This is a genomic window from Segnochrobactrum spirostomi (assembly GCF_009600605.1).
Taxonomy (GTDB): domain Bacteria; phylum Pseudomonadota; class Alphaproteobacteria; order Rhizobiales; family Segnochrobactraceae; genus Segnochrobactrum; species Segnochrobactrum spirostomi.
In genome coordinates, this window is sequence record NZ_VWNA01000001.1 from 3219085 (window position 1) to 3235828 (window position 16744).

16 protein-coding genes are annotated in these 16744 nt (G+C 69.3%); 10 read left to right on the plus strand and 6 right to left on the minus strand.

Translation table 11 applies throughout. The features are described from left to right. Positions 1–41: 41 nt before the first annotated feature. The 7 genes from F0357_RS14565 to F0357_RS14595 all read left to right on the plus strand — a co-directional run bounded on the left by F0357_RS14565 (position 42) and on the right by F0357_RS14595 (position 8737). Positions 42–947 carry an AEC family transporter gene (locus F0357_RS14565; protein ID WP_312861602.1) on the plus strand — a complete coding sequence of 302 codons (906 nt, stop codon included), beginning with the start codon at positions 42–44 and terminating at the stop codon, positions 945–947. A 285-nt stretch (positions 948–1232) separates the two neighbouring features. Continuing rightward, a complete protein-coding gene (locus tag F0357_RS14570) occupies positions 1233–2237 on the plus strand; it encodes a Fe(3+) ABC transporter substrate-binding protein (protein ID WP_153487013.1) in 1005 nt (334 codons plus the stop codon). Between the two features lie 92 nt (positions 2238–2329). Next, positions 2330–3613: an imelysin family protein gene (locus tag F0357_RS14575; protein ID WP_153483256.1), complete on the plus strand. Its 1284-nt coding sequence runs from the start codon at positions 2330–2332 to the stop codon at positions 3611–3613. Positions 3614–3740: 127 nt separating this feature from the next. After that, positions 3741–5219 (plus strand): multicopper oxidase family protein, encoded by a 1479-nt coding sequence (locus F0357_RS14580; RefSeq protein ID WP_153483263.1) that lies wholly within the window; start codon positions 3741–3743, stop codon positions 5217–5219. Then, the gene (locus tag F0357_RS14585) at positions 5219–6451 is read left to right on the plus strand and encodes a di-heme oxidoredictase family protein (protein WP_153483265.1); all 1233 of its coding nucleotides are present in this window, start codon (positions 5219–5221) and stop codon (positions 6449–6451) included. Before F0357_RS14580 ends, F0357_RS14585 begins: the two co-directional genes overlap by 1 nt. Further along, the gene (locus F0357_RS14590) at positions 6451–7656 is read left to right on the plus strand and encodes an imelysin family protein (protein ID WP_153483267.1); all 1206 of its coding nucleotides are present in this window, start codon (positions 6451–6453) and stop codon (positions 7654–7656) included. The genes F0357_RS14585 and F0357_RS14590 overlap by 1 nt, the downstream gene beginning before the upstream one ends. Further along, positions 7646–8737 carry a DUF1513 domain-containing protein gene (locus F0357_RS14595; RefSeq protein WP_208948350.1) on the plus strand — a complete coding sequence of 364 codons (1092 nt, stop codon included), beginning with the start codon at positions 7646–7648 and terminating at the stop codon, positions 8735–8737. The genes F0357_RS14590 and F0357_RS14595 overlap by 11 nt, the downstream gene beginning before the upstream one ends. Before the next feature lie 57 nt (positions 8738–8794). On the opposite strand, the gene F0357_RS14600 is transcribed toward F0357_RS14595, so the two are convergent. Continuing rightward, on the minus strand, positions 8795–9238 hold the full coding sequence (locus F0357_RS14600) for an RbsD/FucU family protein (protein ID WP_153483271.1): 444 nt from the start codon (positions 9236–9238) through the stop codon (positions 8795–8797). Positions 9239–9381: 143 nt separating this feature from the next. Here F0357_RS14600 and F0357_RS14605 point away from each other — a divergent pair, with 143 nt between their 5' ends. Then, entirely contained in the window at positions 9382–10653 is a 1272-nt protein-coding gene (locus tag F0357_RS14605; protein WP_153483273.1) for an alpha/beta hydrolase, read from the plus strand. A gap of 31 nt (positions 10654–10684) precedes the next feature. Here the strand turns inward: F0357_RS14605 and F0357_RS14610 are convergent, their stop codons facing one another. The 3 genes from F0357_RS14610 to F0357_RS14620 all read right to left on the minus strand — a co-directional run bounded on the left by F0357_RS14610 (position 10685) and on the right by F0357_RS14620 (position 12972). Further along, a complete protein-coding gene (locus F0357_RS14610; protein ID WP_246161467.1) occupies positions 10685–11044 on the minus strand; it encodes a DUF423 domain-containing protein in 360 nt (119 codons plus the stop codon). 33 nt (positions 11045–11077) lie between these two features. Continuing rightward, entirely contained in the window at positions 11078–12031 is a 954-nt protein-coding gene (locus F0357_RS14615; RefSeq protein ID WP_153483282.1) for a coiled-coil domain-containing protein, read from the minus strand. A 245-nt stretch (positions 12032–12276) separates the two neighbouring features. Further along, positions 12277–12972, minus strand: a complete 696-nt coding sequence (locus F0357_RS14620; RefSeq protein ID WP_153483286.1) for a DUF1134 domain-containing protein — start codon at positions 12970–12972, stop codon at positions 12277–12279. A gap of 243 nt (positions 12973–13215) precedes the next feature. On the opposite strand from F0357_RS14620, the gene chpT reads away from it, so the two are divergent. Continuing rightward, positions 13216–13857 carry a histidine phosphotransferase ChpT gene (gene chpT / locus F0357_RS14625; RefSeq protein ID WP_246161468.1) on the plus strand — a complete coding sequence of 214 codons (642 nt, stop codon included), beginning with the start codon at positions 13216–13218 and terminating at the stop codon, positions 13855–13857. Between the two features lie 29 nt (positions 13858–13886). On the opposite strand, the gene ctrA is transcribed toward chpT, so the two are convergent. After that, positions 13887–14588 (minus strand): response regulator transcription factor CtrA, encoded by a 702-nt coding sequence (gene ctrA / locus F0357_RS14630; RefSeq protein ID WP_153483294.1) that lies wholly within the window; start codon positions 14586–14588, stop codon positions 13887–13889. A 436-nt stretch (positions 14589–15024) separates the two neighbouring features. On the opposite strand from ctrA, the gene F0357_RS14635 reads away from it, so the two are divergent. Next, the gene (locus F0357_RS14635) at positions 15025–15420 is read left to right on the plus strand and encodes a flagellar export protein FliJ (RefSeq protein ID WP_246161469.1); all 396 of its coding nucleotides are present in this window, start codon (positions 15025–15027) and stop codon (positions 15418–15420) included. 107 nt (positions 15421–15527) lie between these two features. On the opposite strand, the gene F0357_RS14640 is transcribed toward F0357_RS14635, so the two are convergent. After that, on the minus strand, positions 15528–16739 hold the full coding sequence (locus tag F0357_RS14640; RefSeq protein WP_153483298.1) for an alpha/beta hydrolase family protein: 1212 nt from the start codon (positions 16737–16739) through the stop codon (positions 15528–15530). Positions 16740–16744 lie beyond the last annotated feature (5 nt).

A 16744-nucleotide genomic window follows, 5' to 3' on the forward strand; every position in this document is an offset into this window, starting at 1 on the left:
CCGCCGTTCCCCAGGCCGCGGCTTTCTTGTGGAGACGACGCGTGCAGCAGATCGTGATGATCGTCCTCTATCTCGTCATCGGCGTGCTGCTGCGCTTGAGCGGCCGGCTGCCCGAGGATGCCTCGAAGGTGCTGTCGGGTTGGGTCATCAACGTCGCCCTGCCGGCGGCGGCGCTCGAAAGCATGCACGGTCTGGAGACGCGCCCCGATTGGTGGTTCGCCGCCGCGACGCCGTGGATCGGCGTCGTCGTCTCGGTCCTGGTGATGGTGCCGCTCTGCCGCGCCCTCGGCTGGTCTCGGGGCAGGGCGGGGGCGCTGATCCTGGTCGCAGGCTGGGGCAACACGTCCTTCGTCGGTCTGCCGATGATCGCCGCCTTCGCCGGCAGCCAATGGCTCGGCCTCGGCATCGTCATCGACCTGTTCGGGTCCTATTTGGCGCTGTCGACCCTCGGCCTCGCCATCGCGGCGGTGGCGAGCGAAGGGCGGCTCGATCTGCGCGCCGTGGTGAAGCGCATCGTCACCTTTCCGCCCTTCATCGCCATTCTGGTCGCCTTCGCGACCAATCACGTGGCGCGGCCGGTCTGGCTCGACGACCTGATCACGGCGCTCTCCGGCACGCTCACCCCGTTGGCCCTCGCCGCCGTCGGCTTCGCGCTCCGGTTCGATCAGGTGATGAACCGCCTCGCGCCGCTCGGCGTCGGGCTCGTCTACCGGCTTGGCGTCGCGCCGCTCCTCCTCATCGGGCTCTATGCGCTGCTCGGGCGGACCGGCGACATGGTCGGGAAGGTCGCCATGCTGGAGATGGCGATGCCGCCGATGCTCGGGGCGAGCGTGATCGCGATGAACAGCGATCTCGAGCCGGATCTCATCGCCTCGCTCATCGGCATCGGCGTGCCGCTCTCCATGCTCACGTCGTGGGCCTGGTGGTCGCTGATTTCCACGTTCTAGGGCCAATCGAATTAGGATGACTCTAAACTAAGTTGGGCCATTTGATCTGGCTCAACCTGCATCGCACCTTGAAAATAGAATAATTTTAAAAATATGTTGCGGCATATGTCGCGATTGACACAAGGGCTTCGTTCCGTCTTCTGTCCAAATGCGATCGATTTGCAAGAGGTGCCACCGACAGGCTCGGCGCCGCAGATCGGACAATCGGGCGTGCAGGGAGTCGGGACGATGGCGATGGTCGAAGCAGGATGGCAGGCGCGGGCGGTGCTCGCCGTGTCCGTGCTGATGGGCGCGGGCCTGTCGGGACTGAGCGCGGCTGCGGCCGCCGACGAGGTCAACGTCTATTCCTATCGTCAACCGGAACTGATCCAGCCGCTCCTCGACAAGTTCACCAAGGAAACCGGCATCCGCACCAACGTCGTGACCGCGTCCTCCGGTCTCGAGGAGCGCATCGCGGCCGAGGGCGAGTTCTCGCCCGCCGACGTGCTGCTCTCGGTCGACGTGGGGCGGCTCGAGAACGCCAAGGCGCTCGGCATCACCCAGCCGATCGTCTCGCCGATCGTCGACAAGAACATCCCGGCGATCTACCGCGATCCGGACGGAAGCTGGATCGGCCTCGCCATGCGCGCCCGCGTCTTCTACGCCTCCAAGGAGCGCGTGAAGGAGACCGCTCTCGATTACGAGGATCTCGCGAAGCCGGAATGGAAGGGCCGCGTCTGCACCCGCTCCGGCCAGCACGTCTACAATATCGGCCTGTTCGCCTCGCTCATCGCCAATGACGGCGAGGCCAAGGCGACCGAGATCATCGAAGGCATCAAGAACAACCTGAACGGCAAGCCCTCCGGCAACGACCGCTCCCAGGCCAAGGCGATCTATGCCGGCGAGTGCGATATCGCCCTCGGCAACACCTATTATGTCGGCCTGATGGAGACCGACGACCGCGAGCCCGAGCAGAAGAAGTGGGCGAGCGCGATGCGGGTCATCTTCCCGAATGCCAACAATCGCGGCACCCAGGTCAACATTTCCGGTGTGATCCTCGCCAAGCATGCGCCGAACAAGGCGAATGCCATGAAGCTCATCGAATATCTGAGCTCGGACGAGGCGCAGGAATATTATGCCGACGTCAATTTCGAATATCCGGTCGAGCCGGGCCTCAAGGTCAACCCGGTGATCGCCGCGCTCGGGCCGCTGAAGCCCGATCCGCTGCCGCTCGCCGAGCTGGTGAAGTATCGCAAGCTCGCGAGCGAGATCGTCGACAAGGTTCATTTTGACGACGGTCCGTCGAACTGATCACGCCCACACGAGTCCCGGCCGGGTCCGCGATTGCGTCGCGCGTGCCCGGCCGTCGCTGTTTCAAATCGAAGTCGGGGAGATAGCCGCAGATGCGCCGTTTGAACCTTTTCCTGGCCGCCCTCTTGCCGGTCGTCGCGCTGGCAGGGCCCGCCCGGGCCGCCGATGCGCCGGCCCCCGAGGCGGTGGTCGGGCACTATGCGGACCTCGCCGCCGCCATCTACGGCGATGCGGCGACCACCGCCGAAGCGCTTAAGACCTCGGTCGCCGCGTTCCTGGCGAAGCCGGACGATCAGACCCTCGCCGCCGCCCGCGCCACCTGGAAGGCCGCCCGCGCGCCCTACCAGCAGAGCGAGGGCTTCCGCTTCGGCAACGCCTTCGTCGACGATTGGGAGGGCAAGGTGAATTCCTGGCCGCTCGACGAGGGGCTGATCGACTATGTCGATCCGAAGACCTACGGCGAGAGCTCGGATTCGAACCCGCTTTACGTGCTCGACGTGGTCGGCCACGAGAAGATCCGCATCGGCTCCGAGACGGTGGACGCCACGGTGATCACCAAGGAGCTGATCTCCGAGAAGCTCCAGGGTGCGCAGGACGTCGAGGCGAACGTCGCGACCGGCTACCACGCCATCGAGTTCCTGCTGTGGGGCCAGGATCTGAACGGCACGGGTCCGGGTGCCGGCAACCGCCCGGCCACCGATTATTCGCTGGAGGCCTGCACCCACGGCCATTGCGACCGGCGCCGGCAATATCTCTCGGTCGCGACCGATCTCCTCGTCGACGACCTGAAATTCATGGCGGACGCCTGGAAGCCGGAGGGTGAGGCGCGCAAGCAGCTTCTCGCCAAGGGCCCCGAGGGTGGCCTCTCGACGATCCTGACCGGCCTCGGATCGCTGTCCTACGGCGAGCTCGCCGGCGAGCGCATCAAGCTCGGCCTCATCCTCCACGACCCGGAGGAGGAGCACGACTGCTTCTCCGACAACACCCACAATTCCCACTATTACGACGAGGTGGGGATGAACGCGATCTATACCGGGACCTATAAGCGGACCGACGGCACGACGCTGACCGGGCCGAGCATCCAGGCGCTCGCGGCCGCCAAGGCGCCCGAGGCGGCGACCCGTCTCGACGACGCCTTCGCGGCGACGCTCGCCAAGATGCAGATCATGAAGGACCGGGCGGATTCCGGTAAGGAAGCCTACGACCAGATGATCGGGCCCGACAATCCGGAGGGCAACAAGATCATCGACGACGTCGTCACCGCGCTCGTCGCCCAGACCCGGGCGATCGAGGGCGTCGTCGCCGCGCTCGATCTGAAGATCACCGTCGAGGGCTCCGACAGCCTCGACAATCCGGGCGCGGTGAAGGCGAACTGAGGCCGTTCCAAACGGACAGGCCGGACCAAGGATCGCCCGGGCCGGAGGCTCGGGCGATCGTCGTTGTGACGAAGGGTGCGGCCGGGGCAGGATCGTCGGCCACGCGGATTTGGGGACGAAGTTGATCATGCCGACGCGCCGCCGCTTCACCTTGGGCCTCGCGGCAACCGCCCTGGCCGGCGCTGGAGCCTACGCCGCCGGCCGGGTCTTCGTCGGCCGTGCCGCGGCCTATTCCACGGCGGAGCTTTCGCAGACGGCCGTGCCGGCGCCGGCGCGCGAGGTGGCGGTGAGCCTGATGCCGGCCCCGCGCGCGACCGCCCTGCCAGCCTTCGGCGGGCACGCTTTGCCGCTGTGGAGCTTCGCGCCCGGCGACGTCTTCCCGAACGTGGTGCGGCTGCGGTTCGGCGAGACCCTCGTCGCGACCGTCGAGAACGGCATTCCCGAGGGCCAGGAGGATCTCACCGTCCACTGGCACGGCGTCCGCCTGCCGAACGCCGAGGACGGCGTCCCCTACCTCACCCAGAAGCCGATCCCGTTCGGCTCGCGCTTCACCTACCGCTTCACGCCGCCCGACCCCGGCACCTATTGGTTCCACACCCATTGCAACACGGCGGAATCGATCGGGCGCGGGCTCATCGGCGTCCTCATCGTCGAGGGCGACGAGACCCGGCCCTATGACGCCGACCAACTGCTCTGTCTCAAGGATTGGCGGGTCGGCACGGACGGCGCCGCGGGCGGCTTCCTGCCCTTCCTGACCGACAGCGGCGCGAGCAAGGCCGGCACCTTCGGCGCGCTGCGCACCGTGAACGGCGCGGTCTCGCCGCGCTTCGCGCTTCCCGCCGGCGGCGACGTGCGGCTGCGCCTCATCAACGTCGACCCGACGCGGGTGCCCGAGATCGGCATCGAGGGCGCGGAGGCCGCGATCGTGGCGGTGGACGGCGCCGGTATCCCGCCGGTGCCCTTCAAGACGTGGCGGCTCGGCCCGGCGATGCGGCTCGATCTCGTGGTGCGCATGCCGCCGACCGGCGGCGAGGTCCGCGTCGTCGATTATTTCGCCGCCGAGCCGGTGGTGCTTTCGACGCTTGTCGCCACCGGCGACACGCTCGCCCGCGGCGCCTTCGACCCGGCGCCCCTGGTGCGCCCGGCGATCCCCGAGCCGGACCTCGGCGCGGCCGAGCGGATGCCGTTCGTGTTCAGCGCGACCGCGGCCGGCGCGGCGGTCGGCGGTGCCGACGGCATTCCCTTCGGACCGCTCTGCGCGTCGGAGAAGACCTTCTGGGCGATCAACCGCGCGCCGTGGCCGAACCGCGGCCACGCGGTGCTGCCCCCACCGCTCGCCGACCTGAAGCGCGGCCGCAGCTATGTCTTCGAGCTCGCCAACGTCACGCCCCACGTCCACCCCATCCACATCCATGGCCACACCTGGCGGGTAGTGAAGTCGAGCGCCGGGCCGGTGATCCCCCACTTCGCCGACACCGTTCTCGTCGCACCGAAGGAGCGGGTCGAGGTCGCCTTCGTCGCCGACAATCCCGGTGACTGGATGCTCCATTGCCACATCATCGAGCACCAGGAGACCGGGATGATGGGCTTCCTGAGGGTCGCCTGATGGGGCCAGCCCGCCTCCTCATCTCTGCGGCGGTCTCGCTCGCGGCCGCGCTCGCGCCGGCGGCGGCCGGCGATCTCGATGCCGTCCTCGGCCGTGCGATCTTCAAGCGCATGTGGGTCGCGGGCGGCGCGTCGACGCGCTCGGCCGACGGCCTCGGGCCGCTCTTCAACGCCCGTTCCTGCACCGGCTGCCACCGCGATGCCGGCCCGTCCCAGATCCTCGCGCTCGAAGACGGTTCGCTCGAAGGCGCCGGGCTGATCGTCCGCCTCTCCAACGCGGAAGGCGGTCCCGATCCGGTCTATGGCCGCCAGATCGAGCCGCAGGCGCTCGCCGGCCAGATCGCGGAGGCGAAGACGGAGTTCAACCTGGTGCCGCCCGCGGCGGGCGAGCCCGGGCCGCACACGGCCGTCGTCCTCTCCGCCTTCGGCTACGGGCCGCTCGCGCCGGGAACCGTGTTCGGCGTGCGCACAGGCCCGTCGCTGCGTGGCCGGGCGGCGCTCGACCGCATCGACGAGGCGGCGGTCGCGGCGCTCGCCGATCCCGACGACGCCAACGGCGACGGCATCTCGGGCCGCGAACAGCGCCTCGACGACGGCAAGGGCGGCACCGTGCTCGGCCGTTACGGCTGGCGGGCGGGCCACGCCACCCTGGAGAGCCAGATCGCCGGCGCCTTCTCGCTCGATATCGGCCTCTCGACGCCGCTCTATCCGAATCCGGCCGGGGACTGCACGCCGGCTCAGAAGGACTGCCTCGCCGCCCGCCACGGCGACCGGGACGGCATGACCGAGACCGAAGTCACGGCCGAGATGCTCGCCATGCTCGACGCCTATCTGGCGAGCCTCAAGGCGCGGCCGCCGGCGGCCGACGGCGCGGCGGGCCGCGCGCTCTTCGTGGCGGCGGGCTGCGGCGCCTGCCACGTCCCCGAGATGCCGGCGGTCGGCGGCGGTACCGTGCCGGCCTTCACCGATCTCCTGCTGCATGATCTTGGGCCGGGCCTCGCCGATCCGGCGGTCGAAGGCGTCGCGACGGCACTCGAATGGCGCACGGCGCCCCTCGCCGGCCTCGGTGACGGCCGAACCGGCGCCAGGCGCTTTCTCCACGACGGGCGGGCCGGATCGATCGACGAAGCGATTCGCTGGCATGGCGGGGAAGCATCCGCCGCGAAGATGCGCTACGAAGGCCTCAGCGCCGCCGATCGTGCCGCGCTGGTCGCCTATCTCAAGGGGCTGTAATGCGTCGTCCGCTCGCCTGTTCGTTCGTCGTCGCCTTCCTCGCGGCCGTGCCGGCCTTCGCCCAGACGGTGCAGCCGAACGCCGCGCCGAACGCCACCGCCACGAAGGCGGACCCGGCGCCCGGCGCGCCGGCGCCGGGCGGTGATGCCTCGGTGCCGATCGTCGCGGTCGCCAACGCCCCGGCGCGTCAGAAGGCGATCGTCGCGCTCGCGGTCGATCGCTACATTCGTCCGACCTATGCGGCGGTGGCCGACGCCGCGGCGGGCCTCAAGAGCATCACGGTGCGCTATTGCGCGCAGCCGACCGCGGCGAACGGGGAGGGGGTCGCGGCGGCGTACCGCACGTTCGTCACCGCCTGGGCCGGCGCCGATTTCCTCCGCTTCGGGCCAGCCTTGGTCGAGCACCGTCTGGAGCGCATGGCGTTCTGGCCCGACCCGCGCAATTTCGTCGAGCGGCAGCTCCGCCAGATCCTCGCCGCCCCCGACGTCGACAGCTTCGACATCGCCCGGCTGCGCGGCCAGAGCGCGGCGATCCAGGGCCTTCCCGCCTTCGAGCGGCTGATGTTCGACAAGGACGGCAAGGGCACGGTCCACCCGGACCCCGATGCGGCGACCTTCGGGCGCAAATGCCGCCTTGCGAGCCTCGTCGCCGCGAACATGTCGGACATCGCCGATACGCTGCGCGACGAATGGGCCGAGGAGGGCGGCGCGGCCCAGCAGATCCTCCTCCCGGGGCCGAACAACGCGGTCTATCGCACCGGCGCCGAGGCGGCGCAGGAGATCGTCAAGGCGATCACGACGGGCCTCGAACAGACCCGGGATCTTGCGATCCGCCCGGCGCTCGGGGCGAAGCCGGAGGACGCCAAGCCGCGCCGCTTCCCCTATTGGCTGAGCGGCAACACGCTCCCCTATCTGCGGGCTTCCGTGGACGCGCTGCGCCAGATCGTCGAGACGAGCGGGCTCGCCGACGATCTGCCCGACAGCGAGGCCTGGATGCGCCGCTCGATTCTGCTTGAGATCGGCAATGCCGCGAACGTTCTCGCCAAGGCCGATGCCAGCCCGGAGATCCTCGCGACCAACCCGAAGGAACGGGCGCGGCTCAATTATGTGATGATTGCGCTCGCCAGCGCGCGGGAGACGATCGGCGGGCCGCTGGGCGCCACGCTCGGGCTCAAGGCGGGGTTCAATGCGCTCGATGGAGATTGATCGCCGCGCTTTCCTCGTCGCGGCGGCGGGGGCCGTCGCGGTGCTGCCGAGCCTCGGGCGGATTGCCCGGGCGGCGGATGCCGAGCCGCTCTACGCCTCCTGCTGCAAGACGCCGGACGGCCAGTTCGCTGTCGTGATACTCGATGCGGCCGGCACCGTGCGGCGCACCGAGCTGCTCGCCGGGCGCGGCCATTCGCTCGCCATGGACCGTCAGGGCCGCTGGTGCGTCGCCTTCGCGCGGCGGCCGGGCACTTTCGCGCTCGCGGTCGATCGCGCCTCCGGCACCGCCGTTCATGCCTTCGAGACGCCGTCGGATCGCCATTTCGAGGGGCACGGCGCCTTTTCGCCCGACGGCCGGCTGCTTTACGCGACCGAGAACGCCTTCGACGACGGCGTGGCGGTGGTCGGCGTCTATGACGCGACCGGTGGGTTCCGCCGCATCGGCGAACTGCCCGGCCACGGCATCGGCTCGCACGAGCTCCTGCTCGCCCCCGACGGGCGCTCGCTCGTCGTCGCCAACGGCGGCATCGCGACCCATCCCGATTATCCGCGCGCCAAGCTCGACCTCGATGCGATGGAGCCCTCCATCGCCTGGATCGACCGTGATACCGGCGATCTCGTCGAGCGGGTCGATCCGCCGGCGGCGCTGAAGGAACTCAGCCTGCGGCACATGGCGGTCGATGCGGCGGGGCAGGCCTGGATCGGCTGTCAATGGCAGGGCGACCAGGCGAACCCGGTCCCGCTGCTCGCCGTGTATCGGCGCGGCGAACCGCTCGCCTTCGTCGACTTGCCCGACGAGGCCCGCATCGGGCTCCAGCAATATGTCGGATCGGTCGCTGCCGACGTCACCGGCCGGCGCATCGTGATCGCGAGCCCCGTCGGCGGCACCGTGCTCACCTTCGACGCTGCGAGCCGGCGCCTCCTCGCCAAGGAGGACCTCGTGGACGGCTGCGGCGCCGCACCGTTCGAGGCGGGCTTCCTCCTGACCTCGGGCCGCGGCACCCTGCTGCGCGAAGGGGGCCACGGCTCCGAGCGGATCGAGACGCCCTATTCGTGGGACAATCACATCCGTTCGATCTGAGGGGCGCGCCGCGCGACGCGGCGGCCCACTCGTTGCTCGCACCTCAATCCGCGGACATCAGTCCTGGGACGGCGGCGTGATGACGCCCTTCTTCAGGATCAGGTTGCCGTAGAGCCGGCGCTCGCCGGTCTGGACGATCGCGAAGGCGCCCTTGGCACGCTCGTAGAAGGCGAAGCGCTCGATCGACTTGACGCCGAAGCGGCCGTCGGAGGCACGGTCGACCTGGGCCTCGAACTCCCGGCAGATCTCCGCGAGTTCGTCCGGGGCATGGACCTGCTGCATCACGAAGGCCGCTTCCGGCTCGAACTCGTCGAGCGGCAGCAGCGCGAGGATCGCCTCGGCGGCGTGGGTCGCGGCGATGCCGTCGAGCCGGACCACCTGGCGGCCCATGGTTTCGGCCGGGAAATTGGCGTCCACGATGGCGATCTCGTCGCCGTGGCCCATGGCGCGGAGAATGTAGAGCAGGTCCGGGCCGAGCACCGGATCGATCAGCTTCAGCAAGGCGTCGTCCTCCAGATTTGGTGGCGTGACACATGGCCTTCCGCTGCGTTAGTTCGTCAAGTCTGGACGGACCGGTGTCGTTTGTTGGCCGGCGGAGAGGCGGGACGAGGATGATGGCAGCGGCGACGCGGAATCGCAGATGGATGCGCGGCGCGGCCTGTGTGGCACTCGCCCTTCTCGTCGGTGCCTGCGGCGGCCGGGCGCGGGGCGTGCTCGTGCCCGAGGCCGTCAACACGCCCGGCACCGGCCGGGTCGACATGGTCGTCGCGACCACCCGCGCTCTCGACGAGACCAATCGCGGCGTGATGTTCTCCGGCGAGCGCGGCCTCGATGCGCGCTATGCGGAAATCGTCGTCTCGATCCCGCCGGACGCCAACCGCACCCGCGGCGACGTTCAATGGCCTTCGCGCCTGCCGGCCGATCCGGCCCGCGACTTCGTGACGGTGAAGGCGGACGTCCTCGAAAAGAGTGAGGTGCGGCCGGTGTTCGATCGCCTCGCCGCCGCCCACCGGCCGCGGCGCGTGCTCGTCTTCGTCCACGGCTACAACAGCAGCTTCGAGGACGCCGTCTACCGCTTCGCCCAGATCATTCACGATTCCGGCGCGCCGGTGGCCCCGGTGCTGTTCACCTGGCCGTCGCGCGGCCAGCTCCTCGCCTACAACTACGACCGCGAGAGCTCGACCTATTCCCGCGACGCCCTCGAAGAGGTGCTCTCGACCCTCGCCAAGGACCCGAAGGTGGACGAGGTCTCGATCCTCGCCCATTCCATGGGGAACTGGGTCACCCTGGAAACGCTGCGCCAGATGGCGATCCGCCACGGCGGTCGGCTGCCCAAGAAGATCAACGTCGTGATGCTCGCCGCGCCGGACGTCGACGTCGACGTGTTCCGCAGCCAGATCGCCGATATCCGCGCGCCGCGGCCGCAATTCATCCTGTTCGTGTCCCAGGACGACCGGGCGCTCGCGCTGTCGCGCACCATCGCGGGCAACGTCTCCCGCCTCGGGGCCGTCGATCCGGAGCGCGAACCCTACAAGTCCGAACTCGCCCGCTTCGACATCAAGGTCATCGACCTGACCAAGCTCAAGACCGACGATCCGCTCAACCACGGCAAGTTCGCCTCGAGCCCCGAGGTGGTGCAGCTCATCGGGGCGCGCCTCGCGGAAGGGGATTCGGTCACGACGATGAATGTCAGCCTCGGCGAGCGCATCGGCCAAGTGACGACCGGCGCGGCGGCGACCGTCGGGCAGGCGGCCGGGCTCGTGCTCAGCGCCCCCGTCGCGGCGATCGACAGCGGCACGCGGCGGTCCTACGGCGAGCGCGTCAAGCAACTCGGCGGCACGGCGGCCGATACGGTGAGCGCCACCGGCAGCGCGGTCGTCGAGGCGCCGGGCGATCTCGTCGGGCCGAACCGATGACGCTTCGCGTCGGCAGTGTGGACTAACGCTGTCACGCGCTCCGGCGCAGGGTGAAGGCGCCGGCGGCGACGACGAGCCAGCCGAGGATCAAGGCGGTGCCGCCGAACGGCGCGGCATGGGGAAAGGGCGGGGCGCCGAAGGCGTCCGTGCTCATCAGCCCGCCGGAGAACGACAGCGTTCCGAGAACGAGGATCGCGGCCGCGACGTCGAGCAGCCGTCCGCCGAACGGGCGGATCGCCACGATCGCGGCGACGGCGACCGCGTGGAGCATCAGAAACTGCGCCGCGACCGGGAAATTGGCGTAGCCGAGGTGAGCGCCGGCCGCCGCGGCGGCGACACCGGCGGCGCCCATCAGCCCGGCGAGGGCGAGTAGCCCCTTGCGCATCATCATCAAGCGATCCTCAGGTCAAATCTGCGCCGCGCCTCAGGAGGCCTTGCTCTCCGGTGCGGTGCGTTCGCGCAGGCGGCGGATCTTCTCGGCGAGGCTCGGGGCGCTGCCCGGCGCGGCGAGATCGGACGCGTCTCTGGCGAGGAGTTCGTCGATCGGCCCGCCGCTGCCTTCGACGGCGGCCGTCATCGCGGCGACTTCGGCGGCGATGTCGGAAAGCCGCTGGCGCAGCAGGGCGGCCTCGACGTCTTCGAGGCGGGCTGCCGCCGGTGCGGGAGGCGGCTCGGGCGCAGTCGGCTCGGCCGGTGCCGCGGCGGGCGCCTGCTTCAGCGCGGCGTTCTCGCTCTCGAGGGCGGCGACGCGCTCGGCGAGTGCCGCCTCGCGGTTTGCCGCTTCACGGGCGGCGGTCTCGCTCTCGGTCCGGGCGGCGATGCCATGCTCGCGCTGGACGAGGGCGCTCTCGCGCGCCGCGACGGCGCTCTCGCGCAGCGCGAGGCGGGCGAACGCCTCGCGGCGGTCGTCGGCATCGGGTGCCTTGGGTGCGGCTGCGGCGGCGGATTTGGCCGCGGAGAGTTCGGCGAGCAGCGCCGCGATGCGGGCTTCCGCGGCGGCGAGCGCGGCCCCGGTCGCATCGGGGTCCGCGGGGGCCACCCCATGAGGCGCTACGCCATGGGGCGACGGCATGTCCGGCGCCGGCATCGGGATCGCCGGCATCGCGGTCGCCGCGCCGGGCTGGGCATAACGCAGGCGGGCATTCTCGATGCGGGCGCGGCGTAAAGTCTCATTCAGCGCCTCGACGCGCGCCTCGAGCTGGCGGATCGCGATGGCATGCTCGGCGCGCAGCTTGTCGAGTTCGGGCCGCTTGGCGGAGGCCGGCCGCATCTCGCGCCGCTTGTAGCGCGGCCGTCGCAGCAGGAAGGCCAGCACGATCAGAAGGACGATGGTGCCGACCACGGCGGTCGCCACGTTGATGAGATCGGTCTCGCTCAAGTCTCACCCTCCGCACGGTCCGCCCGCCGGCGCGCCGCGGCGCGCGTGCTCACGGGCTCCGGCCCAGCACGCCACCCCGCGTTCCGCCGCGGCCGATCTGGCGCGCCTCCGTCACGGCGAAGGGAGGTTCGCGCGTGGCGGCGGCCCGATCCGGTCGGCCGGAGCGTCCCGTGAATGGAACTCTCTCGTTCGCAGATAAGATGGTCCGCCTTCAAAAAGATAGGGGCGAAGCGGACACGGGCGGCTCAGAACGGGTTCCAGGTCGCCTGGGGGGTGAATTTCAGATAGCCGAGATTGATTCCGAGCCTGAGGCCCACCCCCGAGCGGATCGGGGCGACATAGGTGGTGTTGACGGCGAGTAGCGTCATGCCGAAGCCGCCGACGACATAGGCCGAGCCGCTGACGCCGACGAAGCGCTGGAACAGGGTATCGATGCTCGGCAGGCGATAGACCAGCATCATCACCCGGGCACCGTCGCCGCCGAGATCGAAGCCGAGCGAGGGTCCCTGCCAGAACACGTGCTGTGCCGGCTGGCCCTGGAGATAGAGGTCGCCCTCGCCGTAGCGCAGGCCACCGAACAGGGCGCCGGTCGCCTCCTGGCCGAGGATATAGCCGTTCGGCTCGCCATATTTCGCGAACGCCTGTTCGATCACGGTGGCGAGGCCGCCGGAGATCGAGCCGAAGAAATGGTGGCCGGTCTTGAGGATTTCGGCAGAGCTGTAGGTGCTACTGTTGGGGGCGCCTTGGGCGGGCGGCGCGCCTTGGGCAGGCGCACCTTGGGCCGGGGCCGCAGGCGCGATCGGCTGGGCGGCGGCCGGGGCCGGCGAGGCGTTGCTCGGCAGGGTGTATGGGTCGGATCCGTCGCTCTGGGCGCGGGCGAGCGTGATCGTGGCGCCGAGGATCACGAGGACGGCGGCGAGCCTGACGAAGGGTGCGATCATCGGGCGTGGTCTCCTTGGTGGTCCGCTGCGCCCCCGCGCGCCCCGATCGAGAGTGGCGGTGTCGGCCGGTGCGGCCGGTCGTCGATGCTTTCTCTGGAGTCGATGTGGTCTGTCGGTCCGATGTCGTCACTCGGGTCGATGTTGTCCCTGGACCGGGCGGCGTGTAAGGCTCCCGCCCCCGAACGGTCCGCCGCGATGTCTTCGCCGGCGTGCCCGACCTGTCCGCTACCGACGAGCCCAACGATGAGCCAGCCCCCGATGAGCCTCGACCTTGCCGCGCTCCTCTGCAGTCGCATCTGCCACGACGTCATCAGTCCGGTCGGGGCGATCAACAACGGGCTCGAGGTGCTCGACGAGGACGATTCGGGCGACATGCGCGATGTCGCCATGGACCTTATCCGCAAGAGCGCACGGCAGGCGTCGGCGCGGCTGCAATTCGCGCGGCTCGCCTTCGGCTTCGCCGGCTCGGCCGGGGCGGCGGTCGATCTCAACGATGCGGAGCGGTTGGCGCGCGGATATGTCGAGGGCGACAAGACCAGCCTCGATTGGCGCATCCCGGCCGCGCTGGTTGCGAAGGATCGCGTCAAGCTTCTCCTCGTCCTCATCGTTCTGGCGCTGCAGGCGGTCCCGCGCGGAGGGTCGCTGAGGGTGTGGGCGGCCGGCGCGGCCGAAAACGGCGATCTCGTCGTCGCGGCGACCGGTTCGCATGCCCGCATTCCGCCGGGCTACGAGGCCCTGATCGCGGGCACCCAGATCGAGCCGCTCGATGCTCATACCGTGGTGCCGTATTATGCAGGCCTGCTCGCCCGCTCGATCGGCATCTCGATCCGCATCGCCAAGGACGGCGACACAGTGACCTTCGTCGCGGGCGAACGGGCCGCCTGAGCGGCGCCCGTCGGCCCGGGGGAGGCGGTTCAGGCGCTGTCGCGCACCGCCTCTTCGTCGCCTTCGCGCAGGACGTAGCCACGGCCCCACACGGTCTCGATGTAGTTTCGGCCGCCCGTCGCCGCCGACAGCTTCTTGCGCAGCTTGCAGATGAAGACGTCGATGATCTTCAGCTCGGGCTCGTCCATGCCGCCATAGAGATGGTTGAGGAACATCTCCTTGGTCAGCGTGGTGCCTTTGCGGAGCGAGAGCAGCTCCAGCATCTGATATTCCTTGCCCGTCAGATGCACCCGGGTGCCGCCGACCTCGACCGTTTTGGTGTCGAGATTGACGAGCAGGTCGCCGGTCTGGATGACGGACTGGGCGTGTCCCTTGGAGCGGCGCACCACCGCGTGGATGCGGGCGATGAGCTCGTCCTTGTGGAACGGCTTCGTCATGTAATCGTCGGCGCCGAAGCCGAGGCCGCGAACCTTGTCCTCGATGTTCCCGAGGCCCGAGAGGATGAAGATCGGGGTCTTCACCTTGGACAGGCGCAGCGCCCGCAGCACCTCGTAACCGGACATGTCCGGCAGGTTCAGGTCGAGCAGGATGATGTCGTAATCGTAGAGCTTGCCGAGGTCGATGCCTTCCTCGCCTAAGTCGGTGACGTAGACGTTGAAGCGCTCCGACTTGAGCATCAGTTCGATGCTCTGCGCGATCGCGCTGTCGTCCTCAATCAGCAGTACGCGCATGCCAATTACCTCGTGTTCGACGGACCTCTCGGCACGACGACGACGGTCGCCCGTTCGCTGTCGCAAAAGGGCCGTCGCGCTTCGGAAGCGTCTGCGTAGGACTGCTGGTGTCCCGACTCAACGGTACTCAAGAAGGGTTAACAGATTGCGATTCGCCTAGGCAAATCCCGTTAACGACGAGCGCGTCCCAACCTGTGGAAGGCCTCTGAAAGCGAGGCATTCCAACCTGTTGCAATGCGCCTCGCGCCGGGAAGCCGGGGCGTCGCCCTGCTTTCCTTCGAAGTGCAATCCCAGCCGATGGCCGAGCCGAATGGTTACTCAAACCGGTAAACGTTCCCTTACCGACGCCCCAACGCATTCGTGATCTGAAGAGCCGCGGCCAACCTTTTGGAAAGACTCACGCTCTATCCTCCCCTTCATAAGGGAGTGACACCAGATGAAGCCGCGCGACACACACCTTCGCTCCAAGCAGTTCCAACTCGACGAGGCGCGCCGCCGCCTCGCGCAGATCGAGTACATGATCGCCGATCTGATGCGCATGGCCGGCGAGCTCGACCAGCAGATCGCGGTCGAGGAGCAGAAGAGCGGCGTCACCGACCCGTCTCACTTCGCCTACCCGACCTTTGCGCGCGCGGCGCGGCAGCGGCGGGACAATTTGATGGTCTCGGTGCACGGCCTCGAGGCGCAGCGCGATCAGGCCGCCTCGGCGCTTGCCGACGTCGAATCCGAACACGCGGCCTTGATGCTCAAGGTTGAGCGGATGGACGCGGCGGCGCTGCACACCCACGCCCGTCCGCACCACGACTCCCGGCCGTCGCATCGCGCCGCCTGAGGCCGGCATCGCGCCCGCCGTGAGGGGCGGTGGGGCGCTACAGGGCCAGAACAAAGGAAGCCGGAGCGTCTGTGCGCTCCGGCTTCGTCGTTTGCGGGGGAGGGGGGTCAGTAGGCGAACACCTCGTCGACCCAATCGAGCACCCGGCGATTGAGGAGCGAACGGTTGCCCATCTCGCACGGATCGCCGGCCCCGTCCGCCGCCTCGAAGGGCATCAGCGTCTTCGGGCCCCGCACCGCCTCGAACACGGCCTCGGCGCTCTTCGCCAGCGGATCGTTCTCGGCCTGGGTGATCAGGGTCGGGCAGGTGATGCGGTGGGTGATCCCGTTCAGGGTGAACTTCGAGATCTCGTTCAGATAATCCGCGAGGGTGTCGACCCCGTGGACCCAGAAGCCGCGCCGCTTGATCTTCCAGGTCAGGGTGCGGTCGAAATCGATGGCCGAATCGAGGAGCTCCAGCACATCGGGGGCGACGTTGGAGAGGTCCTCCATCTCGTGGGGCTCGACGCCGAGCTGGGCGCCGAGGTCCTGCAGCGGCCCGGCCATGCTCCAGATGCCCGGGTCGGCGATGCAGGCGGCGATGCGCGGGTCGCAGGCCGCCGTGCGCAAGGCGAGATGGCCGCCGAGGCTCCAGCCGCTGACGGCGATGCGCTTCGCATCGACCACCGGCAGCGTCAGGGCGACGTTGAGCACGGCGTCGATCACGGATTCCCAATCGGGCCGCATCTTGGCGCTGCCCTGCACGAGCATCGCCCCCTGGCCGGGGCCGTCGAAGATCATGCAATGATAGCCGCGCTGAGACGCCGCCACGACCGAGGCGAGATAGACGTCGCTCATCGTGCCGTCATAGCCGTTGATGAAGATGATGAGCGGGCGCAGCGACATCGGACGGGTCGCGGCGGGGATGAAATAGCCCGGCAGCCACCAGCGCTCGAACGGAATGCTGAGGGGCGTCGCCTGCGCCTCGAGCAGCGACATGGCCTGGTCGAAAGCGCGGGTCTGGTTGGCGTGGGCGGCGCGCAGGCGCCGGTCCACCGCTGCGCCATAGAGCGGATGATAGGCGGTGGCGTAGAAGGCGCTGGCGCGGAACAGGAGGTCGCGCGCGCTGGCGCGGCGGCCGAGAGCGAGGGCGTCCTGCGCCTCCGCCATCAGGCGGTCCGCCGCCGTGTTCCAGGCCTCGAAATAAGCGGAATCGTCCCCCTTGCCGACGGCGCGGGCGGCGGCGAGCACCTCGCCGAAATCGGCCCCGCCATAGGGAATGTAGGCGAGCGGCCAGGTGCCGAGCCGGTCGTGCAAGTCGTCCTCGAACAGGAGCCCCATGGTGT